Below are 24,077 nucleotides of genomic sequence, written 5' to 3' on the forward strand. Positions count from 1 at the left end.
GAGTGATTATAATGAGTGAAGAATTTTTGGATGAATTACACAAAATTAGCCATGATGATGACTGGCGCTATAAACTACTCATGCAAGGTGTAAAACAAACACTAGCGTCTCGCAAAAGTGAGGGTGCACTCAAACGATACATGAGAAGAAAAACAAAACATATAACAGCTATCTGGAAATAATACAATCGGTTTGGGATAATAAACGAGCGATCAGTTCTCTACGACTGGTCGTTTTTGTTTTGGCAAAAATAGATTGAAGATGTTCTTCCACAGCACAAGGAGAAAGATGCAGAATATCAGCAATCTTGCGTGTAGACAATCCTTCGATCACTTGATCGACGATCTGCTTTTCACGTTCAGATAAATGGTAATCCTCCATCATCCACGGCAAGATATCAAGTGGAGAAGCAGATTGAATGGCAATCATCAACTGAATACTTGAGGTGTGACTATACAGCGCATAAGCTGTAATATCGATATAGTCATGTTCACGTACAGGCACACACACTTGAATAGGAGAACATGGTAGAGAAGATGAACAGCAATCTGTATGTAATCGTTGATCGAATATTGTATCATCTGTTAATGCCATACTGGCAACCGTTAAAATAGAGCGTGGGAGCGCAGACGTTGTTATTCCTTCATGTTGGCGTAACACGTCTAACCAGTGATGTGTATCTGAATTAGAAGATAATAATTCCAATTGCTGAGACAGCATCAGAATTTCGGGTGAACGTAATTTGACTTCATTGACAAAAGGAATCGCGAGGCTGAACTGGCGCAGATGTTTTGCGATGATAGGAGCAATCTCCACCATCCACTGACATTCTTGCTCACTGAATAACGATTGATCTTGTTTGCGAAATAACGTTAAATATCCCCAACAACTACCTTTATACAATAATGCCGCACGTAGCTCATCACCGAATCCAGCAGGCTGTAAAATATCCTGATATCTTGAACTCTGTTCCGGTTGACCTTCTGTCGCAAAATGCAATGTCATCACAGATGTATGCGAGAGAGTCATATTATCATAGCTATGAATACCTTCTTGTCCATACGCATATGTTAGTAATTGATGGTGAATCGATTCCATATTATGTGCTACAACAGCTCCTGTAGAGAGTAAACGATACGGATCAATATTCGTACAACATGCACCTGCAAAAGGAAGAAGGGGCTTTAATTCTTCTAATAATGAATGAATATAAGAGTAAGAAGAAATAGAACGTTCCGCTAGTAATTCAAGCTTTTGCATATAAGTCTGTGTATTCATATATATCGCCTACCTTTTCTGGATTTCAATAAAGTTCGGTCTACATCTCTTTTGTACACATCCCGTAGTTGTAGGATAGCTATCTTCGAATAAGGTTTATACTTGATAATAGTTACCGATTATACCAGAAGCTATATAGCTATGACCAATTTCGCTCTAGTGCTAAATGAAAATGATCTGTCGCTTAGAAGCTTAAATACAGTACAGGATCAAAGTATAAGGCGTTATCCATAGAAGAAAAGAAACATGAACAGAACGGATTAAGGTATCCATGAATAGTAGGCCATATAATGTAAATCAATCACTATAGATGATCTCTAGAGAATGAAGAGGTATGATGTTATTCATCTCTCTAGAGATCATTTCAATAGCGTTCATCATGCTCTGATTAAAGGGTCTGTAAAAATTGACGCATTCGTTCTAAAGCTTCATCCAGTTGTACAGAGGACGTAGCATAAGAACAACGTATAAATCCTTCGCCACCTTTACCAAATGCTGTACCCGGAACAGCGAGCACGCCGACTTCTTGTAACAATCGCTGAGCAAATTGTTCTGACGTTAAACCGGTATGAGCGATAGAAGGGAAAGCGAAAAAGGAACCCAGCGGTTCATGGCATTGTAACCCGATCTGACGTAATCCTTGTACAAAAGATATACGGCGTGCATTATACGAAGCCATCATTTCATCTTTTGCAGCAAGTCCATGAGGTTTGAGCGATTCCAGTGCAGCAATCTGACCCAGTATCGGCGCACACATGACCGTATATTGATGAATTTTGAGCATTGCTTGAATCAACTCTTCAGGGCCACAAGCATATCCAATTCGCCATCCTGTCATCGCAAAAGCTTTGGAAAATCCACTTAATAATAACGTACGTTCTTTCATACCCGGTAGACTTGCAAAACTAACATGCTTTTGCCCATACGTTAATTCTGCATATACTTCATCTGTAATCACCACTAGATTATGTTCTTCGGCGATCTTAGCAATCGGCAACCAATCTTCATACGTCATAATCCCGCCTGTCGGGTTACTGGGATAGCTTAAGATTAATACTTTCGAACGTGGTGTTAGACTTGCTAGTAAAGAAGCTGGCGTTAATTTGAAATGATCTTGAGCAAATGTCTCCACCTCGACAGCGACACCACCACCTAGATTCGTAATCGGTGAATACGATACATAACAAGGCGCAGGGACTAGAATCTCATCACCTTCGTTGATCAAGACACGTAGTGCAAGATCCAGTGCTTCACTGCTACCAATCGTGACCATCAATTCATGCGCAGGGTTGTAATGGACTTGGAAATTCGTATGCAGGTATTCAGCGATACTTTCACGCAATTCAGGCAAGCCTGCATTATGAGTATACGTCGTTCTACCTTCTTCCAAAGCACGCACACAAGCTTCACGAACTAAACGTGGGGTCGGAAAGTCAGGTTCACCGATGCCGAGCGAAATAATATCGGTACGTTCTGAAGAATAATCGAAAAATTTGCGAATACCTGAAGGTTGCATCTGTTGAATAGAAGGGGTCAAAAATTGGCTGATTGTTGAAGTTGTCATGGTTGTTCCTCCTCAAAAGTCTCTAAATAGTGAATGCTCATCTGTTCACGTATGTGTAAGATTCGGTAGAGGAATAGGGAAAAGAAAACAAAAAAGACCCGTCCCTAAAAAGGGACGAGTCTTTTACCCGTGTTACCACCCTAGTTCCACTTTGTGCGTACACAAAGTGACACTCTGCTACGTATCTATCAATACGTGTTCCCGTTAACGCTGGACATGCGGCAGCACCTAGTTGGTTATTTCAGCCTGCTTCTCGGAGATGGCTTCAGCTAGCATCTGAACGTTGGTTTGCACCGTACCCAACTCTCTGTGGATCAGATTAAAAGCGTACTCTTTCTCGTCATAGAATGTGTATATACTTCATCATTATTTATAAGTGAAATCATTATAAGTCATAAAGAAAACGATTAGCGATTGATCGATCAAAATCGTAGGCTTAGTATAATCCCTCTTTTTTAGAATTGCAATACCTGAATTTGAAAGTTATGGTAGAGAGTAATACTTCAAAGACATAAGGAGATGTAGATGATGACTCTTTCCCGTAATGAATGTATTGATCTTGTCGAGCGAATTATGCAAGATCGAGGTAATGAGCAAGAGATCGATCAATGGCTTGTTATACTTTAGCAAAATGTCCCTCATCCGGAGATTAGTAACCTGATTTTCTGGAATGATAAAGACTGCTCAGCCGCAGAAATTGTAGATAAGGCTTTAGCGTATCAGCCGATACTATTACCACCTTCACCATCATCGTAACCAATCGTAAAAAGCTATCTTATTCATGAGTAGGGCGGAAAGTAGACTGTTGATTCAGGATCTTTAGCAATTGCTCAGACATATAGTGCGTACTATGCTCAAAGTCATTCTGAATCCAAGCGATAATCAATCCCCAGATCGCATACGCTTGATAACTGGCATATAATTCTGGATTAATTCCTAGCTCAATCATGGCATTTCGGGCTTCTTCATTGCGGTAATCTTGCAGGGATAGATTCTGTAACTCGTTACAAAGTCGCTGCTGAAAACCGGGTAACGCATTAGAATTAGAGATCAGTTGATAGAAGCTACGATGTTTATATACATGATCAAAAATTTTGACAGCTGAAGCAACTAATTCTTGAATAATAAGCGTAGTGACATGTCGATAAGGTTCTTCATACGAGTCTCGAAGATCGATTATCACACTCTCTACAAGCTCATCAAGCAAGTCTTCTTTGTATGTATAATGTTTGTAAAATGTACCTCGGTTCACATCAGCGACAGCTACAATATCTGTGATCGAAATACTGCGAAATTCTTTCTGCTGTAACAGTTCAATCAGAGCAGTGGTCAAAGCTTGCTTGCTTTTACGAATACGACGATCACTCATAGATAGGCTCCTTTAATGACAGACATAAGCAAGTCCAATCGGCACATAATGAACAAAATAGAGGATATTTGTTTATTTTTCAACAAAAGTCGAATGATTTGCTGATTGTATCTCTACGGGTCTCGCTCTAAGATAATATAACAGATGTATGTTAATCAACAACTGTTGAAGATTAGAGAAAAAAGCCATGGAGGTTGTATAGATGAGACTTGAACACAAAGTAGCAGTTATTACAGGAGCGGCTTCAGGAATGGGCAAAGCGATTGCTTTATTATTTGCACAAGAAGGAGCAAAAGTAGTCGTATCTGATATTCAAAAAGAAGCGGCTCAGATCACAGTAGATGAAATAGAAGCCAGTGGCGGACAAGCTGTTGCAATCGCTACCAATGTGACACAAGAGCAAGAAGTACAACAATTAATTCAAAAAGCGGTCGAAGAATATGGAACACTGGATATCCTCGTAAATAATGCAGGCATTATGGATAATTTTGTACCGGCAGCTGATGTAACAGACGATTTGTGGGAACGTGTTTTTGCAATCAATACGACAGGAACGATGCGTACGATTCGTCAAGCTTTACCGATTTTCACAGAAAAAAGTAGTGGTGTGATTATTAATATTGCTTCTGCCGGTGGATTAAATGGATCTAGAGCAGGAGCCGCTTATACCGCTTCCAAACACGCTGTAGTGGGCTTAACTAAAAATGTGGGATTCCAATATGCTCCACTAGGTATACGTTGTAATGCGATTGCACCGGGGGGAGTAGCTACGAATATTAGCAGTACGATTAATGAACCAAATGCATTTGGAATGGAACGTGCCATGATCGGTATGAATCTGAATCCCAAAACAGGCGAGTCTCATGATATTGCAAAAGTAGCCTTGTTTCTAGCTTCCGATGATTCAAGCTTTGTGAATGGTACAGTGATCGTGGCTGATGCAGGTTGGACAGCTTACTAAGACTAATTAAAGACGACAATATGCTGAAATGATAAATATAATCTAGAACAATAAACAACAAAAAGCCTGAATTCTTTTATCAGAATTCAGGCTTTTATCTATGTTATGAATAAACTACAAGTATATAAAAAAAGTATATAAAATTAACGACGAGGTGAACGCGTCTGTGAAGTAAACAATACTTTTTGTCCCGTGCTATTCAGGCTAGGTGCACCATGAACCACATGAGGTTGTGATTTTGGTGTAGCTTGGAAAGCATCTTTGAACGAAGTAGAGCAACCTGAGCATAAGCGACCTTGAGCGATAGGCTGTAAGCAACATTCGCAAGGATACATCAAATTTTTGTAACCATTGGATAATTTACCTTGTTTAATCAGATCGTGCAATTCTGTTAGTGGAACTTTAGTCGCTTCGCTTAAAGCTTCGGTTGTTGCTTTAGGAAATCTCCACATGTAATCCATACAGTTTTTCAGAGCATTATCTAACTGATTACTACAAGAAGAACATAAGTTACGCATATTTTTTTGGAAAATAGAACCACATTTTGAACAATAATCCACCATTAGAGTCAACACGATCACCCCTTACATCTTTTTTTAGTCTTTTAGATATAGGTACATAATACTATACAGCATACAATATAACAATAGACATATCACAAAAATCACAAATTTTGTCGAAAAATAAAAATAATCCTGAATATGTAGGTATTAAGACATAATAATAAGTAATATTGACTTGTATAGCTCAAATTAAGTTCCTGTACTATATAAAGCAATAATGGGAATTTCAATCACTTTCTAATAAAAAAACAACTTATCCATCATTGGACAAGTTGTTTGTAGCTTGAATATAAATAGAACTATTCGATCAATGCATGCGGATAACAACTGTAATACTATTCTATAGCACTACATATTTCAATAAAATGTCCATCAGGATCGGTAATATAAGCAACCGTCTGTCCCCATGGTTTGACGACAGGTTCTTTAGCAATAACGACCTGTTGCTGGCGTAAGTGTTCAATCGTGGCAACAACGTCCTCAACGACAAAACCAATCTCAAATGTACTTGATGCCATCAAATTCTCAGCAACATCCAGTCCAATATCTTGTCGAACCGATTCACGGGTGTTAAACGATAAAGTAGTCATGCCTGTATCGAATTCAACATAAGTATCGACTTGCATTTTGACTGGCAATTGCAAAACATCTCTGTAAAAATGCATCGTTTCTTCTACATTGCGAACATACAAAATAATATACTTCATAGCTAATTTCATCTACTCATCCAACTTTCTTATTATTTATTTACTTCGGTGACATTATCAATCAAAGAATCTATATCTATTATGCCTGCTTATATGGAATAAGCATTGGAAAAAACGGTCAATATCGAACGTTGATGTACAAGCTTGTGATCGAGATACGTCCATACGATTCATTCCTTTTCAAAGTTGGCTAGGAGATAGTCCATAATAACGCTGAAAGTTATTAATGAAATGCGATTGATCATAATAACCATAAGAGGTGGCTAATTCACTCATCGTTAGATGTGGGAAACGGTACATCGCCTGCAAAACCGACTGAAAACGAATAATATCAAGTACTTCTTTGGGACGAATACCTAGCTCCTGTTGGAAAATACGACGAATCGTTCGTTCACTATAATGAACTTCATGAGCAAGAGCGGCTAGATCCATTTGTCCACGCTGGGCGTACATCAATTGCAAACTATTAGAAAGTAAGGGATGAATCGAGCGAGAGTGAATATCATATGTATACAGCACTTGAAGTAGTCGTTGTTCAATACGATCGATTCGAGACTTTATATCAGGTGCATCTAACGTCTGTTCCCAAAAATCACCTGCTGCGTAACCCCATAATTCCTCTAACAACATCTGTCCCCGTAGTTCAGCAATAGGATAACCAAGTATAGCTTGTACGGCTTCAATATACATTCGAATACCGAAAAAATTCATTGATTGTTGAGGATAAAAAACTTCATAAGTAGACATCCATGAAGATACAAAAGCACCTTGAGTTGCAGACACAGCATCCATATCGAAAATAATATCAATACATCCGTCAGGAATAATACGGTATTCTGAAGCATGAGATAGAGTAGAAGAAGACATCTGAAAAGTGGATGACCAGTAACAAGCTACTGTATTTTGCAATGCTAGTCGTGGAGCATATTCTTGATAATCATAATAGGAATGGAGCAAATGAGATTGCAATTTGGGTGGCTGAATAGGGCGATAGATCATCCGAACACTCCCTTTCTCTATATCTTATTTGATTGTAACATGATCTACAATTACCGTTATCACAATAATAATTAACAATTTGTTATTATCATATTGTAAATATCGATAAAGGATGTTATATTGTTATTAACAAAAAGGAAATAACAAAGGAGAGAGTGATTATGTTTGGATTCCGCTTCGTCAAATTTCAACCGAGTGAATATGTGATGAAAGTAAGAAACGGTAAAATAGTTAAAGAAGGCGTAGGCTTATCATTCCGTTATTATGCGCCGACCACTTCGGTAATTGTAGTACCTGTATCTTCTATTGATGTTCCATTTATCTTTGAAGAAATAACAAATGATTATCAGACGGTAACCGTGCAAGGACAATTAACTTACCGTATTGTCGATTATCGTAAAACAACTCAAATTCTCAACTACACTTACAATTTACGTAAAAATCAATATATTTCAGATGATCCGAATAAGCTGGCTCAACGGGTGATTAATATTGCGAAAGTATTGACCAAAAAGCATCTGGAACAAATGCCACTACGAGAAGCCATTCAATCCAGTGAACGATTAGCCCAAAGTATTACACGCGAAATTATGCAAAATGAAGAATTGGAAAAGCTAGGAATTGAATTGATGGGTTTCTCTGTATTAGCGATTCTACCTAATAAAGAAACAATGAGAGCGTTAGAAGCGCAAGCTCGTGAGCAGATTCTACGTAATGCGGATGATGCACTATATGAACGACGTAATGCATCGATTGAGCAAGAACGCCGGGTCAAAGAAAACGAACTAAATACAGAGATTGCAGTAGAAACTAAGAAAAAACAAATTCGTGAAACACAATTAGATGCTGAACGTTCAGTAAGTGTAAAAAAGAACGAAATCAAAGAAGAACAATTGCAATTCGATACGATGATGGAAGAAAAGAAACAACAGTTAACAGAATTGTCTATTGCCAATGCCAAATCACAAGCCGATGCCAAAGCATACGAAATGTCTGCGGTGATGAAGTCGCTTGAAGGTGTTAATCCTGCACTGTTACAATCTATGGCGAATATGGGCATGAATCCTGATAAGTTAATCGCTATTGCTTTCCAGGGATTAGCTGAAAATGCAGGACGAATCGGGCAACTAAACATTACGCCGGATCTATTGCAAGGACTGTTATCAGAATCGAATAACCATCAACAACAGCAAGGAGGTCGGAGTAGATGAATAGCCGGATGAGCGAAAATAAAATTGTACTCGTAAAGCGTAAAACACGATTAGAAGAATTGATTGTTCGTTATAATACGATCCAGCAAGCACAATTTTATATTGAGCGTCTGGGTGTTGATTTTACCGACTATATTCAAGAAGATCAGAATTACCGCCATGCTGTAGAGCAATCCGTAATGACATTGCAAAGTATAGGCAGAGTACAATTGCTAGAACGCGAACATGTACCCAACTTTATTTTTGGGGATGATGATATTGTAGTGGTGCTCGGTCAAGATGGATTAGTCGCTAATACGATGAAGTATGTCACGCATCAACCATTGATCGGCGTGAATCCTGATCCACTACGCTGGGATGGAGTATTGCTTCCTTTTCAAGTGCGTGATCTGATTAAGATTGTACCGGAAGTATTGAGCAAGCGTCGTACGATTCAAGAAGTGATGCTTGCCAAAGCAGAGCTGAATGATGGGCAGACATTGTATGGAGTCAACGATTTATTTATCGGACGCAAAACGCATGTCTCTGCACGGTATCAATTACAGTTAGCAGGGCATACTGAACAGCAATCTTCAAGTGGGATTATTGTATCTACAGGGATGGGAGCCACCGGATGGTTCAAAAGTGTGCTCGCTGGTGCAAGTGGTATTGTGCATAGCGAAAGTTATCAGCAGATTACAGGCAGTGTCCATTACGAGGAGACACAGTCAGTCACTACGACTTCATTAGCATGGGATACACCACAATTATATTTTACAGTCAGAGAACCTTTTCCTAGTCGTACTACATCGACGAACTGTGTATTCGGACAAATTAATCAGAATCAACCGTTACGGATTATATCGCAGATGCCTGAAAATGGAGTGATCTTTAGCGATGGGGTAGAAAGTGACTTTCTAGAATTCAATTCAGGGATGACAGCAACGATCGGTCTAGCTGAGAAGCGAGGTCATCTGGTGGTATGATGATTATTTTGTGTTATGATATCCGTATCTGTTGAAGATAATACAGTAAGGGGTATGGATTCATGAATCAAAATATACAGCAATTCAAAGCTGATTTCTTCAAAGCTTTAGCTCATCCGATGCGGATTCAGATTTTAGAAGCTCTATGTACTGGAGACAAGACTGTGAATGAACTGCAAACGATTGTCGGTTCAGAAGGATCAGCCGTTTCTCAACAATTATCAATATTGCGTAGTAAAAATGTGGTGCAGGGTGTGAAAGAAGGCACGTCTGTGATCTATTCTTTACGTGATCCGTTGATTCAGGATTTGTTAGCAGTGGCGAAGCAGATTTTTGACAATCATCTTGTAGATGCGATCTCCTTACTTGAAGGAATGCGAAATGAGCCAGAATCGATCAAGCATCTGGATTGAGGATAGAATCAATAGAATAGAATGATAAAAATAAAGTATCTCTCGTTTGATTGGAGGTACTTTTTGGTGTGTACACAATATCATTGACATGATCTATACATAGGCGTACTATCTCTGTATATTCAAATAATCAGATATTTAAAATAATGATCAAATATCTAAAAAGAGAAGGTAACTGGATGAAGTGGACAGGGAGATTTGCAGGATACAATAAGAATAGTTTGCGTAAAGACTTAATTTCAGGCTTGATTGTAGGTATTATTGCGATTCCACTTGGAATGGCTTTTGCGATTGCTTCAGGAGTGAAGCCGGAATACGGAATCTATACCACTATTATTGCAGGGATATGTATTTCTTTGTTTGGCGGTTCCAAATTTCAAATCGGCGGGCCTACAGGTGCATTTATTCCGATATTGTTCGCAGTGGTCATGCAGTATGGCTATGAGAATTTATTGATAGCCGGCTTTATGGCAGGAGTATTTTTATTGATTTTGGGATTATGTCGATTGGGCAAATTGATTTCATTTATCCCTAGACCAGTAACGATTGGTTTTACCGCAGGGATTGCTGTCACGATTTTTGGAGGACAGATTGCTAATTTTCTCGGTCTAACAGGACTCACTAAGCATGAAGATTTTTTCTCAAATATGCGAGAAATCGTTACTCATTTGAATACATTTAATATCTACAGCTTAATCACCGGATTAATCTGTTTTTTGGCGATGATATTGACGGCACGATTTTTCCCCAAAGTACCAGGATCATTAATCGGCTTATGTATTTCTACAGCTGTAGCGGTACTCTTTTTTCAAGGCAAAGTGTCTACGATCGAATCTTCATTTGGCGCTATCTCGGGCGCACTTCCTCAATTTCATATTCCTAACTTAACGTTGGACAACATGACACTTTTGATTCGTCCTGCTTTAGTGATTGCGATGTTAGGCAGTATTGAGTCATTATTATCCGCTGTTGTAGCCGATGGCATGACAGGGACGCGTCATAATAGTAATCGGGAGTTAATCGGACAAGGAATTGCCAATATGATTACACCTTTATTTGGCGGGATTCCAGCTACAGGGGCAATCGCTCGTACAGCTACAAATATCAAAAATGGCGCTGTATCGCCGATTTCCGGTATAGTACATGGAATAGTGGTTTTGTTAGTATTGCTTCTTTTTGCTCCGTATGCTTCTCATATTCCGCTTGCCAGTATGGCACCTATTCTTATGTTAGTCGCATGGAATATGAGTGAACGTAAGCATTTTATGCATATGCTAAAAATCAAAACCAGTGATTCGCTTGTATTAGCAATCACTTTTCTACTAACCGTATTTGCTGATCTGACGACTGCTGTAGAAGTTGGATTATTGTTAGCTGTGGTTTTATTTGTCCAGCGGATGAGTCAAGGATTAACGATCACTAAAGTGTTACCTGATCCTGATTCCAAGCATCAACAAGTACACAGTCACATGGTCACCGAAAATCATGATTGCCCACAGATTAGTATTTATACAGTAGAAGGAGCTCTTTTTTTCGGCGGAACCCATATAATTGAATCTGCTATAGATGAAGCTATCGCTAATCAACCTCGTGTAGTGTTGCTTCGGATGGCTAGAGTGCCGATGATTGATACGACAGGGGATGCAAATGTACTGACATTGGTACATAAAGTACAAGCTTATGGCGGAATCGTTATCATCTCAGGTATTCAGCAGCAACCACTTGAACTGATGCGCAAAACAGGTCTGTATACGATGATCGGAGCTAACCATTTCTATGAGCGTACAGGAGTGGCTATTAACAAAGCATTAGACCATCTGAACCTAGAACAGTGTCGTGGTTGTCAGCATTTTGCTTTTCATGAATGTCAGGCGTTGTCTGCTGAAATTCATACAGCATCTGTATCCACACCAGTACAACTAAGAAAAACGTTAGAAGCGAATATTTAATATTCCATAAATAGATACCAAAAGTAGACGCAGTATAACTATCGGATCGCTGTATATCAACCCGATAGTTATATTGCGTCTATTTGTATTATTCCATGATTCTCATGATAGACATTATAGAGTGAAACGATACTTCATTTATTTGATCTGAATTAGTGTTGGATCTCCTACACGATCGGCATCTCGCGTTACGACTTGTAACTGTAATGTTTTCGGTTGATCTAATAAATTGCTATAGAAAATATATTCATAACTGTTGGGATCATCGAAAGCGACTTTGCGATTAAGCGCACGTAACAGCACTTCCTGATCGCCTTCGCCAGCAAGGATACCTGTAGCCTCAACCCATTGTCTACTGGTGTTGTACGGCTCGAAAGGCTGATCTGATGTGAAGCGTACACGCATCTCCAGTGGAGACATTTCTACACGAGCTAAAGCAACAGTATGATCTCCTAAAGTAATCGTATGATTCGGATAAACAATTTCAGTCTCAGGTCGCTTGAATTGACTGGCTAATGAGAAGTGGATAAGTAAGGTAGGTGAATGATGCATATCTTCTGTACTGGTATTGGTCACCGGATCGCTAAGTCGACCTTCATCAACAGAAGCGATTTGGAATTTGGCTGCAATTTCTTGTGGAAAAGGTTCTCTAGATTTCAAACGAATAGTGGTCGTGCCACGGAATACATTCTCCCGATCGGCATCATGTGTTCCATTATTTCGTGAATGACCTAACGATTTGCCAGTAGCGATGCTGCTTAATTTGACACTGTTCATCCCATAGATTTCTTGTCCATTTAAGCTTTTGGCAGTATACAGAAGGATTAACTGATTCTCATCGGCTGTTACAGCATTGACCGTCACAATATAACCGTCTTTCTCAGCGCTTTCATTCACATACTGAATATAATTATGTTTGATAGCTGAGATTAAGCTTTGGTTCTGAATGACTTCCGATTGATATTGCTGAAAAGGTTCTAATTTGCCCCAAGAAGAGGCGGTAGTGTTGGTACTTTCAGTAGGCATAGGCACAATAAGTAAGATCAACATCACAACAGAGGTAAAACCGACCACAACCAGTAATCGAGCATCCAACCAGGGGAAACGTGAGCGCATGCGTTTGGCTTCGAATAGAGCTTCTTCATCTGTTGGAGTAGGGGTATGAGACATTTCCGATACAGAAGGTGTCTGTGTATGTAATGGAGTGCTAGATGATTTAGAATGTTCTTGTTTGGATGTACTCATAATGACTATTCCTCCTGATTCAGAATGATTTACAAAGTTGCTTAATTATTATAAAGACTGATTGTAGGATGCATTTGTATCTTTTTATGTCTACTTCTTCTAAGTACTTATTGTATATATCGGTGGTAAATCTACTTTTGTTACGGTTCTACGAGAAGTCAGAAGGAAAATCTCTCTTTATTCTATCTTACTACTAAGAAGCATTACAAGCAGACCGACAACAGCCCTAATCTCTTTTGAAAAGCAATCCTTTTCATTTTAGAGAATTAGGGCTGTTTGATCTATAGGTTTTAATATCTATTTTACAGTAAGCGATCTGTATTAAATTTTGAATTCGTTCATTTCACTATGCAGTTGTTCTGCGGTCTCGGCTAGAGAAGACGAAGAAGCATTGATTTCTTCCATCGATGCTAATTGCTCTTGTGTCGCAGCGGATACACTAAGCATACCTTCAGCAGACTCTTGAGCAATATGAGAAATCTGTCTAGAATACTCGACAATCTCTGTTGTGCTAGCAGACATTTCTTCAGCACCAGCAGATACTTCTTCAATATCACTTGCAACTTGATTAACAGCTTGTAAAATATCCTGGAATGCTGTACCTGCAACTGCCACCGAAGCCATCCCTTTATCAAATTCACGATTGTTCAATTCAACTGCTTCAATCGCATTTAACGTATCTTTCTGGATAAACGAAACCAGTTCTATAATTTGCTTCGCCGATTGAGAAGATTGTTCAGCAAGCTTACCGACTTCATCAGCTACGACTGCAAATCCACGACCTGCTTCACCTGCACGAGCCGCTTCAATCGAAGCATTCAGAGCGAGTAGATTGGTCTGTGAAGAGATCCCAGTGATCACTTTGGTAATATTACCGATTTCTTGTGAACGATTACCTAACTCTTTCACAACAGACCCCAAAGAATGAAGAGATTGTTGGATCGAATCCATTTGGGCAACCGCTTGCTGAATCGCCTGATTACCATCGGAAGACTTACTTGCTGCATCTACCGCAGAACTGGATACCGTCTGTGCACGAACAGCGATTTGTTCAACTCCAATTGCCATTTCTTGCATCGCTTGAGAAGATTTTGTTGCAATATCGACTTGTTTGGCGGTTCCGATCGCATTTTCCTGCACCGTTTCAGCGATTTGTTCAGCTGCTTGCTTGTTCTGTTCACTACTTGCTGTTAATTGTTCGGACGAAGCCGCTACCAATTCGGACGTAGAAGCGACTGATTCAATCACCTGACGTAGATTTTGCTTCATTAGATTAAAGGAAACGGCAAGTGAACCGATTTCATCTTTATTTTTGATGACCAGATCAGCACCTGTCAGATCACCAGCAGCGATCTGTTCAGCCGCTTGTTGCAATGATTTGGCAGGTTTGGAGATCGAGCGCGCAATAAGGAAAGCAATAACAAGAGCAACAATAACAGCGATGACACTCAAGACAATAATATTAAAGCTTGCTGTCCGAGAGATATCTACAGATTCATTAGTAAGTTGCGTTGCTTGCTTGTTATCATAAGCGACTAATTCAGCAATCGTTGAATTCGCATTATACCAGAAAGCGTATGCATTACGGTGCAACGAGATTGCTTTATTCAACTCATTATTCAGACCTGCATTTAGTACATTAGGAGAAACTTTGACATAAGCTTCGTACTGAGTAGAGAAGCGTTCATACAATCGTTGCTCATCATCACTTTGAATTAATTTTTCATAAGTTGTACGTTCCGTTTGGATTTTGGCTAATAATGCAGTATAGTCTTGATTTAATTTAGTCACTTCATCTGCATTATCTTCGATAATAATATTGATCAGTAGACGCTCTAGATCAGATATATCTCCATTAAGTGTACCCAACAAAGTCACACTAGGCATCCATTTGGTATTGATATCTGTTGCTTGATTCCCCATTGTCCTGGTACTTGTTAGAGCAAGTAAGCTAACAATAACTAATAACAAGATTACACTCAAAAATCCAGTTAATAGCTTAGTTTGTATACTCATTTTGATTCTGTTAACTTTGCCGATACGTAATTGTTTCATAATATGATCCCCCAATATGTAATGGTAACGTTCTTAACTTTATCTATATCGACAAAATTTTTTTATAATTTAGTTTTTTTTGGAAATATTAGTGCTAAGGGCGTAGTTCGTAGGTTTGTATTTGTAAATGCTTACATATTAATATATCTATTCTTTATTTTTAGGGATGTACTATTACTCACAATGCAAGCGAGTAGCCCACAACAAAAAAAAGCAATCTATAGTGGTTACCTATAAATTGCTTTCGATTATGCTATTGATATTTCATTTTTTACGATAAATTTAAAGCGGTACACCAAACAATTACTTCTGACGAATCCATGCTAATGCCATCGTACCTTCACCTGCATGAACACCTACAACTGGAATAAAAGGAGCAATCTCGATTTTGAGGAAAGGAGCAAAAAGACTAATTTCTTTTTCCATCTGGAATGCTTCTTCAATATTGTTAGCATGCATAATACAGACACTTTTAACAACATTAATATCTCTTTTTAATATATCCATCAATTTTAATTTGGCTTTTTTAAATGTACGAATTTTGTCTTCTACAATAATCTTACCTTCTACAAAACGTAGCAATAAATGAATACGTAGCAATTGGCTAATCACCAGTTGAGTACCAGATACACGTCCACTACGATGCAATTGAGAAAGGCTAGCTGGAATGAGATAGAAGTCCATATTTTCGATGATCATATCAATTTTGGCTTTGATCTCCAGGGCAGTATCACCTTGTTGTTGCCATTTGATTCCTTGCATGACCATTTCACGTAAAGGGAAAGCACCTACTCTAGAATCAATACCGATCACTTCTGTTTCGGTAATCTCAGCCGCTTGTAGAGAAGTGTGATACGTACCACTTAATTCAGAAGAACAATGAATCACAATAATATCGTCATACTTGCCTTTAAGTGATTCATAGAGTTCCATAAACTCGCCAATGGGAGGTTGTGAACTACTGACACTTTCATGTTGACGCATTTTCTCATAGAACTGTTCTGAGGTAATTTCTACATTTTCTTTGTAAGCTTCGTTGTTCACAATCAGACGTAGAGGTACAATATAAATATGATTCTCTGCTGCAAAGTCTTTATCAATCATAGCTGTACTGTCTGTTATCCAAGCAATCGATTTCATTCAAACCACTCTTTCTGTACACAGGGATATAATATAGTAGAAAGGCTATATTAAGATTATTAAAATTTTAACATATAAAACTAATAACTTTGTGATATAGTTATTATAACCATATAGAGATATAAACACAAACTTCGTACTATACAACCTACAATATTTATTCAGCTCAAGGAGGATTACATATGGAAGACAAACTTGCTCAAGAATTAGAAGCATGGGGCAAAGAGAAAGTAGCATATACATTTCCTCGGTGGGAGCAGATTCCAGATATAGAGTTGTATATGGATCAAGTGATTGCCTTACTGGAAAAGCATTTTCACAAGTTCCCAGGAGATAGTGCAGGCAAGTTGATCTCACCTTCGATGATTAATAATTATGTCAAACAAGGGATTATTCCGCCTACTATCAAAAAGCGTTATTCCCGTACCCATATTGCTTATCTGATGATGCTCTGCACACTTAAGCCAGTTTTGCCTTTGGCTGTAGTGCAAGGGATTATCGAGTTTCAATTACAGACCAAAACATTTGCCGAGGTTTATGATCACTTTGCGATTGAGCAAGAACAAGCTTCGGTCTATACGATGGCACAAGCCAAAGCCGAAAGCGAACTATTGGGACAGACGGCAGCAACAGAGCAAGAAATGCTCAGTAATCTTTCGCTCAAAATGGCGGTATTGGCGAACTCTAGCAAAATTTTAGCAGAAAAGATTATTGAGATGGAGCGAGCAGAAGGCAAACTCTCGACTTTGGATGATAAAGGGAAAAAAGTAAAAAGATCAAAATGTAAAACGATTAGGCATATAGACAACTAAAATACCCCTTATCCTGTATAAACGATCTTCTGATCATACAAGATAAGGGGTATTGTTTTATCATTAAAGAGTGTCAATAAATGATTATACTTTGAATTCACTCACTTCTGCGTGAAGTTGTTCTGCTGTCTGTGCTAGCGAAGAAGAAGAGGTAGTGATTTCTTCCATTGATGCTAATTGTTCTTGAGTCGCGGCAGATACACTAAGCATACCTTTAGAAGCTTCTTCAGCAATATGAGTGATCTGTCTAGAGTATTCAACAATCTCTGTTGTGCTTGCAGATAGTTGTTCAGCACCAGCCGATACTTCTTCAATATCTCCAGCCACTTGATTGACCGCTTGTAAGATATCTTCGAATGCTTCACCAGCGATAGATACTGAAGCAAGACCTTTATCAAATTCTCGATTATTCAATTCAACAGCATGGATCGCTTCTGTCGTGTCTTTTTGAATAAAAGTAACCAGTTCAATAATTTGCTTCGCCGATTGAGAAGATTGTTCTGCTAGTTTGCCAACTTCTTCTGCGACGACTGCGAATCCACGACCAGCTTCACCTGCACGAGCCGCTTCTATTGAAGCATTCAGAGCAAGAAGATTGGTCTGTGTCGCAATACCAGTGATGACTTTAGTAATATTCCCAATTTCTTCTGAACGATTACCCAACTCTTTGACTACAGTTCCTAGAGAATGGAGGGAAGTCTGAATAGAATCCATCTGTGTAACAGCTTGTTGAATCGCTTTGTTACCATTAGATGATTTACTTGCTGCATTGGTAGCAGAGCTGGATACCGTCTGTGCACGAACTGCAATCTGCTCTACACCGATTGCCATTTCTTGCATCGCTTGTGAAGACTTCGTTGCAATATCGACTTGTTTGGCAGCACCATTTGCATTTTCTTGTACCGTTTCAGCGATCTGTTCAGAAGCTTGTTTATTTTGCTCACTGCTAGCTGTTAATTGCTCGGATGAAGCGGCAACGATCTCGGAAGTTGCGGCTACTGACTCAATCAAGCCACGTAGATTAGCTACCATTTGGTTGAAAGCGACAGACAGTAAGCCCACTTCATCTTTGTTACGAATAACAATCGCTTCTCCTGTAAGATCACCGCCAGAGATACGTTCTGCTGCTTGCTGGATTTGTTTGACAGGGCGAGAAATCGAGCGAGCAATCAAGTAAGCGATAGCGATACCAATCAGAACCGCTAGAATACTCAAAATAATAATGTTTCTGCTTGATGTTGCAGCTGTATCGACAGACTCGGCTGTGATCAAAGCGGCTTGTGTATTATCTAAAGTGATTAATTGAAAAATGGTATTATTGGCTGTAGACCATTCATCATAAGAAGCGCGATGCAATTGTTGAGATTGTTCCGCATTATTAGTCATAGCAGCCTGAACAAGTGCAGGTAGTGTTGTTAGATAACTATCATAATTAGTAGAAAATTGTTCATACAATTTCTTCTCATCTTCAGATTGAATCAATGCCTGATATTCTTTACGTTCGATTTCGATCTTTTTCAATAATTCCTCGTAACTTGATTTGATTGCAGTCAGTTCAGTAGGATCCGTTTCAATCACCATATTGAGAACCAAACGCTCGATATCCGATATATCTCCATTCATCGTGCCTAGCAAAGTAACACTTGGCATCCATTTGTTATCAATCGCTTTGGTCTGATCACCCATCGTTTTCATACTCCATAAAGATAGGATACTAACTAAAACTAATAATAAAATAACACTTAGAAATCCAAGTAATAATTTAGTCTGAATACTAATACGCATAATTCCACTCCCTATAATTGTTTGAACATATAATGTAATATCTATATCGACAAATTTCGCTGTTTGTTTATATTTGATTATTAAATATTACAATTAAAGTAAAAAAATTATAGAAGATTGAAATGAAATATTTAATGAAATGAGCATACCTGCTAGGGATTCAGCCATCATGATTTGCATGAAGAGGACATTTCCAGACTCATATGGGGGATGTCCTTCTTTTTTGGATTTGAACCATTATTTTGAAAAAAAGTATTTCCAATATCGTCCAAACAAAGTATGATATAGGTAAATAAGCTCCCAACTTAAGACCTAAAAATTTAACGGTTTTAATTTGAAGTAAATTCATCGCAGATTTCCAGAAGAACTGGACTCTATCTATATCTTCTGCCTGCACTAAGGAGAATACATCTATGGCATATACGATTCCAGAAACTATTCCTAGAAAAGCAACCGCAGGCGAGCGCCTTCTTTTCCAGACCCTCAAAGAACATCTTCCAGACGATTATATTGTCTACTACGAACCAGAGATCGGTGGCAGACGACCAGATTACGTAATTATCGGACCCGATCTAGGACTACTTGTACTCGAAGTCAAAGACTACACCGAAAATACTCTCTACGAACTCAATACTCATGAATGGCAGCTACATACTCAAAAAGGAACAGGATCAGTGGAGACGGTCAAGAACCCACTGCTTCAAGCAAGAGACTATGCTTTTCGCATTAACAATAAGCTCAAAAAAGATCAGAACCTGACTCAACAAAGTGGTATCTATGCAAATAATCTCAAATTCCGCTATGGACACGGAGTTGTCTTTACACGTCTTAAGCAGACGCATATCGTGAAGCACAGTCTGCATCGGGTGATCGATCCTAGATATATGCTGACACGAGAAGAAATAGACCTTGAAGATGCCAATTGCACCGCAGATCATTTACTAGAACGAATTACCAATATGTTCGATACGCCTTTTCATATGAATCAGATGCTGACCGACGAAGATATCAAAGCGATTCGTTATCATCTATTTCCCGAAGTACGGATCAGTGCACAGTACCGTGAACCTGCTTATTATCAAGATCAATTATTACTATCGCTTCATAATATACAAGCGATGGACTTGCATCAGGAATCACTTGCCAGACAATTAGGGGATAAGAACCGCTTAATTCGTGGTGTGGCAGGAAGTGGTAAAACCTTAATTCTAGCTGCTAGAGCGAAGATACTAATCAAAGAACATCCCGATTGGAAAATCCTTGTTCTCTGCTATGGGATTCCATTATCCCGTGTGATTCATAGCCAGATCCATCGGATGCTTGAAGAGCCAGAAGATTTGTTCGATTTTGCCAACAGTCAGGAGAATCCATCTTCTACACCTTCTATAGAAAAGCCATCTAACCTACAGATCGCCACTTTCCATGAATGGCTATGGAGCACCATGCGTATCAAAGACGAGCTGATCGAACCCTACTTGGAAAAGATTAATCGAGGCGAAACCATCTTACCGCAATACGATGCGATTCTGATCGACGAAGGACAAGACTTCGAACCGTCATGGCTAGAACTACTAAGTAAGGTGCTTAATCCGGAAACCCAATCGTTATTGCTAGTAGAGGACAAAGCGCAAAATATCTACAAACGCAAAACCAGTCTGAGCCAGAATACCGGACTGGACTTCCGTGGACGTTCCAAGATTCTTAGTATCAACTACCGCAATACCGCTCAGATCGTGAACTTCGCTTGGGACTTCTATCGTACCCATTCTAGCTTAGGGGAAAAGGTCAAAGAAGGCACAAGTGTAGAAGGAGTAGAGATTATTCCGCCACAAAGTACCAAGCGCAAAGGAATAGAGCCACAGATCAAGCACTGTGCTTCTTTTGCAGAAGAAGTCTCATGGGTAGTTGAGCAGATGAAGACATTGCATAACGAGAAAAAAGTACCTTATGCCGAAATGGCTGTTCTATATCGGGTACAAAAGCGCTATTCGTACTCTTATATCGATGTATTGCAAAAAGAACTGTCCAAGCATGGGATTCCCTACAACTGGTTTACCGAAAATACAGCCGCCAAGCGAAAATTCGAACGTCAACAAGAAGCGGTTAAGCTATCTACACTCGACAGCTCTAAAGGGCTGGACTTCAAAGCGGTGTTTATCGTCAATATCGACAGCATGCCGTTCAAGCTAGAAGAACATCCAGAGCGAGAAGTGTCGTTATTTTATATTGGGATGACGAGAGCGATGGACTGGTTATTTTTGAGTTATAGCAAGGTTGAGGGATTCGCAGGGTGGTTAGAGGAAAAGGTTGTCGAAGCAAGTGATGCAGTGGAACAGAAGAAGCAACAACGATTCCAATCATAGAATACACTTTAGAACATTCTCAAAGGGGAGTTACACATGGCACGTAGAAAGAGCAAAAAGAAGCAACAGCAGAATGATACAGTAAGTCTAGTAGGAGGAGTTAGCATACTCAGTAGTCTTGTTGCACTTTATCTAACTAAAAATGCTGTTATTTCTGTGATTACATTAATAGTTGTTATTGTTGTTTTAGCGTTAATTATACATTCGATTGAAGAAGCCAGATTAAAAAGATTGAGAAGATCAGGGATAGCAGAGATTGACAAAATGACAGGCACACAATTTGAGCATTATCTAGGACAATTGTTTAAGCTTCAAGGATACAATGCAACAGTAACTCAAGCACAGGGAGACTATGGTGCTGATCTGGTATTGAACAAAGATGGCAAGCGGATTGTTGTTCAGGCGAAGCGGTACAGCAAGAATGTAAATTTAAAAGCTGTGCAAGAAGTATATGGAGCTATTGCACACTATAAAGCTTCTGCCGGTTGGGTTGTAACAAACAGTGGCTATACTCAATCTGCAATAAACCTTGCAAGATCCAATAACGTTCGATTGGTCGATCGTGAGGAACTGGTTGAGATGATTTTGAGGGTGAAGCGGAAGGGAGCATAATACAATTAGCTGCTAAGACAAAAGACTTATTAAAAGATATTATCAATAAATCAAAAATATAAAATATCATTTTTCTATTGCTATAAAAAATAATGAGCTAAAAATATAAGTGTTTTTAATTCTATTTTTAAAACTAAAGGAGATGTTTAAATATGAATAAAATTATAAAAGAAGATCCTATTATTTCTTTAACAGAGCGTGCTAACAATATTTCAGAATTAATAAAAGATTATAGAATTGGAGAGATTAAACTAATTGATCAAGACCATGTCATGAAATGGCTTAAACAATTTGATGGAACTGATCAATTAATTATAGCAAAAGAAATAGAGCATATAATAAAAAAAATTATTTATCAAAAAATACGACTATAGATTTATTAAAAAAAATGCTAAAAACAGATGGAATTTTTGGTGATATTCAAACAAATTATCCTAACATAAAGTTTGTGAGAATTTCACGAAAAGGTTCTAGTCAAAATGATTTATTAAAACTCATTGAGATAATATTAAAAGAAGATTATGAAATAGATATTAACATGTGCGGTACTATTCCTAAAAAATACATTTATATAGATGATTGTATTTATTCTGGTAATACTGCATATTATGATTTGAAGAATTGGTTAGAGAAAAATGATGAATTAGTAATTGAAGAATTGCATACTATATTTTTAGCAGCTTATGCAAGTGGTTATTATAGTTTTACAAAAAAAGAATGCCTGCATTACTTGATGAATTAAAGCGTGATATAAAATTTCAAGTAAGTTGCTTTAAGAATAATTATTTTATTAATTTTTCTAGGGATTATTCGAGTTATGATTGTTGTTGGCCTTTAGAAATTAATGAAAAAAATAAAAGCGAACATTTGTTATGGTTTGAGCATCATTTAGAAGATCAATTTCAATCAAGCAATAATATAATTCCACCACGTAAATATAGAACGAATAACAACTTAAATGATTCTCTTTTTACTTCAACAAAATCTCGAGCCGTATTAGAAAGAGCTTTTTTAGAAAAAGGGGCTTATATAACGACTCTTCCAAACGAATTACAAGGGTCAATGAGACCATTAGGTTTTGAAAAATATCATAGTTTAGGGTTTGGATCATTATTTTTTACTTATAGAAATATTGCTAATAATTGTCCCTTAGTTTTATGGTGGGGAGACTTAGATCAAGAAGAAAGCCATCCATTTAGTAAATGGCATCCTTTATTACCAAGAAAAATAAACTGAGAAACAAGCTTGATTTTTTAATAATTAATGAAATAATTTAATAAAAGAGAATAGAATTTATTTCTATTCTCTTTTATTAAATTTCATTACACAATAAGGGGGCAGACAATTGGAAGAAAGAACCTATTCAAGGCGTAATTCTATAGTTTTTAGAAAAACAAATGAAGATTTTGGTGGTCTTTCTAATATGGCTGGAGGATATTTAATAAATATAAATAATATAAAGATTTTAACTTCAGAAGCCTTGTATCAAGCTTGTCGATTTCCTGAATTTCCAGAAGTACAAAAAATTATAATAAGTGAACGTAGCCCCATGACTGCTAAAATGAAAAGTAAACCGTACAGAGAAAAAACTAGAAGAGATTGGGAAAAAGTAAGAATACAAATTATGCGTTGGTGTTTGAGAGTGAAGCTATTTCAAAATTGGGATGAATTTAGCATGCTACTCAAATCTACTGAAAAATTTCCTATAGTAGAAGAATCAAATAGAGATATTTTTTGGGGAGCTCGTGCTGATGAGAATGATACTTTACGAGGTGTAAACTGCCTAGGAAGACTTTTGATGGAATTAAGGGAAGAATTGATCTTATATGAACAAGATAAATATAATAAGTTGAATACACCTAAATTAGACAATTTTTATTTATACGGAAAACCAATCAATCAAATTATACTAAACAAAGCAAAAACGCAAAAAAAATTAAATGATCTAGATGAACAAATCATACTAAACTTTGATTAGTTTGAATTAATACTAAGGGGGTTAACTAATGAATTTTTATTTAACTCAAAGTAAGGTGAATTACTATAATTATTGAAAAACATATAGCATAAACTTCACAAAATGAAA

Annotated in this window: 23 protein-coding genes, 1 pseudogene and 1 other annotated feature; of the genes and pseudogenes, 14 read left to right on the forward strand and 10 right to left on the reverse strand. The window is 38.0% G+C overall.

Annotated features, from left to right (window positions below; genetic code table 11):
- Positions 1-11 precede the first annotated feature (11 nt).
- Positions 12-182: a hypothetical protein gene (locus RCP16_RS05595; RefSeq protein WP_308641841.1), complete on the forward strand. Its 171-nt coding sequence runs from the start codon at positions 12-14 to the stop codon at positions 180-182.
- Here RCP16_RS05595 and RCP16_RS05600 read toward each other — a convergent pair.
- Both RCP16_RS05600 and RCP16_RS05605 read right to left on the reverse strand, forming a co-directional pair.
- Complete coding sequence (locus RCP16_RS05600) at positions 169-1,278, reverse strand: helix-turn-helix transcriptional regulator (protein ID WP_308641842.1); 1,110 nt, start codon at positions 1,276-1,278, stop codon at positions 169-171. The two genes, RCP16_RS05595 and RCP16_RS05600, sit on opposite strands and share 14 nt — an antisense overlap.
- Before the next feature lie 388 nt (positions 1,279-1,666).
- Positions 1,667-2,842: an aminotransferase class I/II-fold pyridoxal phosphate-dependent enzyme gene (locus tag RCP16_RS05605; protein WP_308641843.1), complete on the reverse strand. Its 1,176-nt coding sequence runs from the start codon at positions 2,840-2,842 to the stop codon at positions 1,667-1,669.
- A gap of 107 nt (positions 2,843-2,949) precedes the next feature.
- Positions 2,950-3,195 (reverse strand) — a binding site (T-box leader).
- 289 nt (positions 3,196-3,484) lie between these two features.
- Here RCP16_RS05605 and RCP16_RS22570 point away from each other — a divergent pair.
- Positions 3,485-3,598 (forward strand): annotated as a pseudogene (locus RCP16_RS22570) (bacteriocin immunity protein); the annotation flags it as partial.
- A gap of 19 nt (positions 3,599-3,617) precedes the next feature.
- Here RCP16_RS22570 and RCP16_RS05610 read toward each other — a convergent pair.
- Positions 3,618-4,211 carry a TetR/AcrR family transcriptional regulator gene (locus tag RCP16_RS05610; protein WP_308641844.1) on the reverse strand — a complete coding sequence of 198 codons (594 nt, stop codon included), beginning with the start codon at positions 4,209-4,211 and terminating at the stop codon, positions 3,618-3,620.
- A 202-nt stretch (positions 4,212-4,413) separates the two neighbouring features.
- On the opposite strand from RCP16_RS05610, the gene RCP16_RS05615 reads away from it, so the two are divergent.
- Positions 4,414-5,172, forward strand: coding sequence for an SDR family oxidoreductase (locus RCP16_RS05615; RefSeq protein ID WP_273594263.1), 759 nt, complete (start codon positions 4,414-4,416; stop codon positions 5,170-5,172).
- Between the two features lie 143 nt (positions 5,173-5,315).
- Here RCP16_RS05615 and RCP16_RS05620 read toward each other — a convergent pair whose 3' ends face one another.
- The 3 genes from RCP16_RS05620 to RCP16_RS05630 all read right to left on the reverse strand — a co-directional run bounded on the left by RCP16_RS05620 (position 5,316) and on the right by RCP16_RS05630 (position 7,441).
- Positions 5,316-5,624 (reverse strand): hypothetical protein, encoded by a 309-nt coding sequence (locus RCP16_RS05620; RefSeq protein ID WP_137225774.1) that lies wholly within the window; start codon positions 5,622-5,624, stop codon positions 5,316-5,318.
- Between the two features lie 446 nt (positions 5,625-6,070).
- Positions 6,071-6,454: a VOC family protein gene (locus RCP16_RS05625; protein WP_137225776.1), complete on the reverse strand. Its 384-nt coding sequence runs from the start codon at positions 6,452-6,454 to the stop codon at positions 6,071-6,073.
- A 168-nt stretch (positions 6,455-6,622) separates the two neighbouring features.
- Positions 6,623-7,441 (reverse strand): helix-turn-helix transcriptional regulator, encoded by an 819-nt coding sequence (locus RCP16_RS05630; protein ID WP_308641845.1) that lies wholly within the window; start codon positions 7,439-7,441, stop codon positions 6,623-6,625.
- A gap of 161 nt (positions 7,442-7,602) precedes the next feature.
- Between RCP16_RS05630 and RCP16_RS05635 the strand changes: the two genes are divergently transcribed.
- The 4 genes from RCP16_RS05635 to RCP16_RS05650 all read left to right on the forward strand — a co-directional run bounded on the left by RCP16_RS05635 (position 7,603) and on the right by RCP16_RS05650 (position 11,979).
- A complete protein-coding gene (locus tag RCP16_RS05635; RefSeq protein ID WP_069328732.1) occupies positions 7,603-8,652 on the forward strand; it encodes an SPFH domain-containing protein in 1,050 nt (349 codons plus the stop codon).
- Complete coding sequence (locus RCP16_RS05640; RefSeq protein ID WP_069328731.1) at positions 8,649-9,617, forward strand: NAD(+)/NADH kinase; 969 nt, start codon at positions 8,649-8,651, stop codon at positions 9,615-9,617. The genes RCP16_RS05635 and RCP16_RS05640 overlap by 4 nt, the downstream gene beginning before the upstream one ends.
- Before the next feature lie 62 nt (positions 9,618-9,679).
- The gene (locus RCP16_RS05645) at positions 9,680-10,030 is read left to right on the forward strand and encodes an ArsR/SmtB family transcription factor (RefSeq protein WP_069328730.1); all 351 of its coding nucleotides are present in this window, start codon (positions 9,680-9,682) and stop codon (positions 10,028-10,030) included.
- Positions 10,031-10,209: 179 nt separating this feature from the next.
- The gene (locus RCP16_RS05650; protein WP_308641846.1) at positions 10,210-11,979 is read left to right on the forward strand and encodes a SulP family inorganic anion transporter; all 1,770 of its coding nucleotides are present in this window, start codon (positions 10,210-10,212) and stop codon (positions 11,977-11,979) included.
- A 138-nt stretch (positions 11,980-12,117) separates the two neighbouring features.
- Here RCP16_RS05650 and RCP16_RS05655 read toward each other — a convergent pair whose 3' ends face one another.
- From RCP16_RS05655 to RCP16_RS05665, 3 genes are all read right to left on the reverse strand, one after another.
- Positions 12,118-13,224 carry a DUF4179 domain-containing protein gene (locus RCP16_RS05655; protein ID WP_137225786.1) on the reverse strand — a complete coding sequence of 369 codons (1,107 nt, stop codon included), beginning with the start codon at positions 13,222-13,224 and terminating at the stop codon, positions 12,118-12,120.
- Positions 13,225-13,545: 321 nt separating this feature from the next.
- On the reverse strand, positions 13,546-15,279 hold the full coding sequence (locus RCP16_RS05660; protein WP_308641847.1) for a methyl-accepting chemotaxis protein: 1,734 nt from the start codon (positions 15,277-15,279) through the stop codon (positions 13,546-13,548).
- Positions 15,280-15,582: 303 nt separating this feature from the next.
- Positions 15,583-16,419: a DegV family protein gene (locus RCP16_RS05665; RefSeq protein ID WP_273594255.1), complete on the reverse strand. Its 837-nt coding sequence runs from the start codon at positions 16,417-16,419 to the stop codon at positions 15,583-15,585.
- A gap of 182 nt (positions 16,420-16,601) precedes the next feature.
- On the opposite strand from RCP16_RS05665, the gene RCP16_RS05670 reads away from it, so the two are divergent.
- Positions 16,602-17,231 (forward strand): DUF1836 domain-containing protein, encoded by a 630-nt coding sequence (locus RCP16_RS05670; protein WP_308641848.1) that lies wholly within the window; start codon positions 16,602-16,604, stop codon positions 17,229-17,231.
- A gap of 84 nt (positions 17,232-17,315) precedes the next feature.
- On the opposite strand, the gene RCP16_RS05675 is transcribed toward RCP16_RS05670, so the two are convergent.
- Positions 17,316-19,016, reverse strand: a complete 1,701-nt coding sequence (locus tag RCP16_RS05675) for a methyl-accepting chemotaxis protein (RefSeq protein ID WP_308641849.1) — start codon at positions 19,014-19,016, stop codon at positions 17,316-17,318.
- Between the two features lie 413 nt (positions 19,017-19,429).
- On the opposite strand from RCP16_RS05675, the gene RCP16_RS05680 reads away from it, so the two are divergent.
- The 6 genes from RCP16_RS05680 (at position 19,430) to RCP16_RS05705 (ending at position 23,969) form a co-directional block, all read left to right on the forward strand.
- Positions 19,430-21,379, forward strand: coding sequence for a 3'-5' exonuclease (locus tag RCP16_RS05680; protein ID WP_308641850.1), 1,950 nt, complete (start codon positions 19,430-19,432; stop codon positions 21,377-21,379).
- 36 nt (positions 21,380-21,415) lie between these two features.
- On the forward strand, positions 21,416-21,991 hold the full coding sequence (locus tag RCP16_RS05685) for a restriction endonuclease (protein WP_308641851.1): 576 nt from the start codon (positions 21,416-21,418) through the stop codon (positions 21,989-21,991).
- A 152-nt stretch (positions 21,992-22,143) separates the two neighbouring features.
- The gene (locus RCP16_RS05690; protein ID WP_308641852.1) at positions 22,144-22,365 is read left to right on the forward strand and encodes a hypothetical protein; all 222 of its coding nucleotides are present in this window, start codon (positions 22,144-22,146) and stop codon (positions 22,363-22,365) included.
- A 14-nt stretch (positions 22,366-22,379) separates the two neighbouring features.
- Positions 22,380-22,733 (forward strand): phosphoribosyltransferase-like protein, encoded by a 354-nt coding sequence (locus RCP16_RS05695; protein WP_308641853.1) that lies wholly within the window; start codon positions 22,380-22,382, stop codon positions 22,731-22,733.
- Positions 22,709-23,227 carry a phosphoribosyltransferase-like protein gene (locus RCP16_RS05700; protein ID WP_308641854.1) on the forward strand — a complete coding sequence of 173 codons (519 nt, stop codon included), beginning with the start codon at positions 22,709-22,711 and terminating at the stop codon, positions 23,225-23,227. Before RCP16_RS05695 ends, RCP16_RS05700 begins: the two co-directional genes overlap by 25 nt.
- A gap of 109 nt (positions 23,228-23,336) precedes the next feature.
- Positions 23,337-23,969 (forward strand): NADAR family anti-phage protein, encoded by a 633-nt coding sequence (locus tag RCP16_RS05705; RefSeq protein WP_308641855.1) that lies wholly within the window; start codon positions 23,337-23,339, stop codon positions 23,967-23,969.
- The last annotated feature ends 108 nt before the right edge of the window (positions 23,970-24,077 follow it).

Origin of the sequence: Paenibacillus nuruki (genome assembly GCF_963311185.1) — a bacterium.
Classification (GTDB): domain Bacteria; phylum Bacillota; class Bacilli; order Paenibacillales; family Paenibacillaceae; genus Saccharibacillus; species Saccharibacillus nuruki.

Bases quoted from the DNA above. Each gene is read 5' to 3' on its own strand.
- RCP16_RS05595 (WP_308641841.1), top strand. From the start codon at position 12: ATGAGTGAAGAATTTTTGGATGAATTACACAAAATTAGCCATGATGAT.
- RCP16_RS05600 (WP_308641842.1), bottom strand. From the start codon at position 1,278: ATGAATACACAGACTTATATGCAAAAGCTTGAATTACTAGCGGAACGT.
- RCP16_RS05605 (WP_308641843.1), bottom strand. From the start codon at position 2,842: ATGACAACTTCAACAATCAGCCAATTTTTGACCCCTTCTATTCAACAG.
- RCP16_RS05610 (WP_308641844.1), bottom strand. From the start codon at position 4,211: ATGAGTGATCGTCGTATTCGTAAAAGCAAGCAAGCTTTGACCACTGCT.
- RCP16_RS05615 (WP_273594263.1), top strand. From the start codon at position 4,414: ATGAGACTTGAACACAAAGTAGCAGTTATTACAGGAGCGGCTTCAGGA.
- RCP16_RS05620 (WP_137225774.1), bottom strand. From the start codon at position 5,624: ATGTGGAGATTTCCTAAAGCAACAACCGAAGCTTTAAGCGAAGCGACT.
- RCP16_RS05625 (WP_137225776.1), bottom strand. From the start codon at position 6,454: ATGAAATTAGCTATGAAGTATATTATTTTGTATGTTCGCAATGTAGAA.
- RCP16_RS05630 (WP_308641845.1), bottom strand. From the start codon at position 7,441: ATGATCTATCGCCCTATTCAGCCACCCAAATTGCAATCTCATTTGCTC.
- RCP16_RS05635 (WP_069328732.1), top strand. From the start codon at position 7,603: ATGTTTGGATTCCGCTTCGTCAAATTTCAACCGAGTGAATATGTGATG.
- RCP16_RS05640 (WP_069328731.1), top strand. From the start codon at position 8,649: ATGAATAGCCGGATGAGCGAAAATAAAATTGTACTCGTAAAGCGTAAA.
- RCP16_RS05645 (WP_069328730.1), top strand. From the start codon at position 9,680: ATGAATCAAAATATACAGCAATTCAAAGCTGATTTCTTCAAAGCTTTA.
- RCP16_RS05650 (WP_308641846.1), top strand. From the start codon at position 10,210: ATGAAGTGGACAGGGAGATTTGCAGGATACAATAAGAATAGTTTGCGT.
- RCP16_RS05655 (WP_137225786.1), bottom strand. From the start codon at position 13,224: ATGAGTACATCCAAACAAGAACATTCTAAATCATCTAGCACTCCATTA.
- RCP16_RS05660 (WP_308641847.1), bottom strand. From the start codon at position 15,279: ATGAAACAATTACGTATCGGCAAAGTTAACAGAATCAAAATGAGTATA.
- RCP16_RS05665 (WP_273594255.1), bottom strand. From the start codon at position 16,419: ATGAAATCGATTGCTTGGATAACAGACAGTACAGCTATGATTGATAAA.
- RCP16_RS05670 (WP_308641848.1), top strand. From the start codon at position 16,602: ATGGAAGACAAACTTGCTCAAGAATTAGAAGCATGGGGCAAAGAGAAA.
- RCP16_RS05675 (WP_308641849.1), bottom strand. From the start codon at position 19,016: ATGCGTATTAGTATTCAGACTAAATTATTACTTGGATTTCTAAGTGTT.
- RCP16_RS05680 (WP_308641850.1), top strand. From the start codon at position 19,430: ATGGCATATACGATTCCAGAAACTATTCCTAGAAAAGCAACCGCAGGC.
- RCP16_RS05685 (WP_308641851.1), top strand. From the start codon at position 21,416: ATGGCACGTAGAAAGAGCAAAAAGAAGCAACAGCAGAATGATACAGTA.
- RCP16_RS05690 (WP_308641852.1), top strand. From the start codon at position 22,144: ATGAATAAAATTATAAAAGAAGATCCTATTATTTCTTTAACAGAGCGT.
- RCP16_RS05695 (WP_308641853.1), top strand. From the start codon at position 22,380: ATGCTAAAAACAGATGGAATTTTTGGTGATATTCAAACAAATTATCCT.
- RCP16_RS05700 (WP_308641854.1), top strand. From the start codon at position 22,709: ATGCCTGCATTACTTGATGAATTAAAGCGTGATATAAAATTTCAAGTA.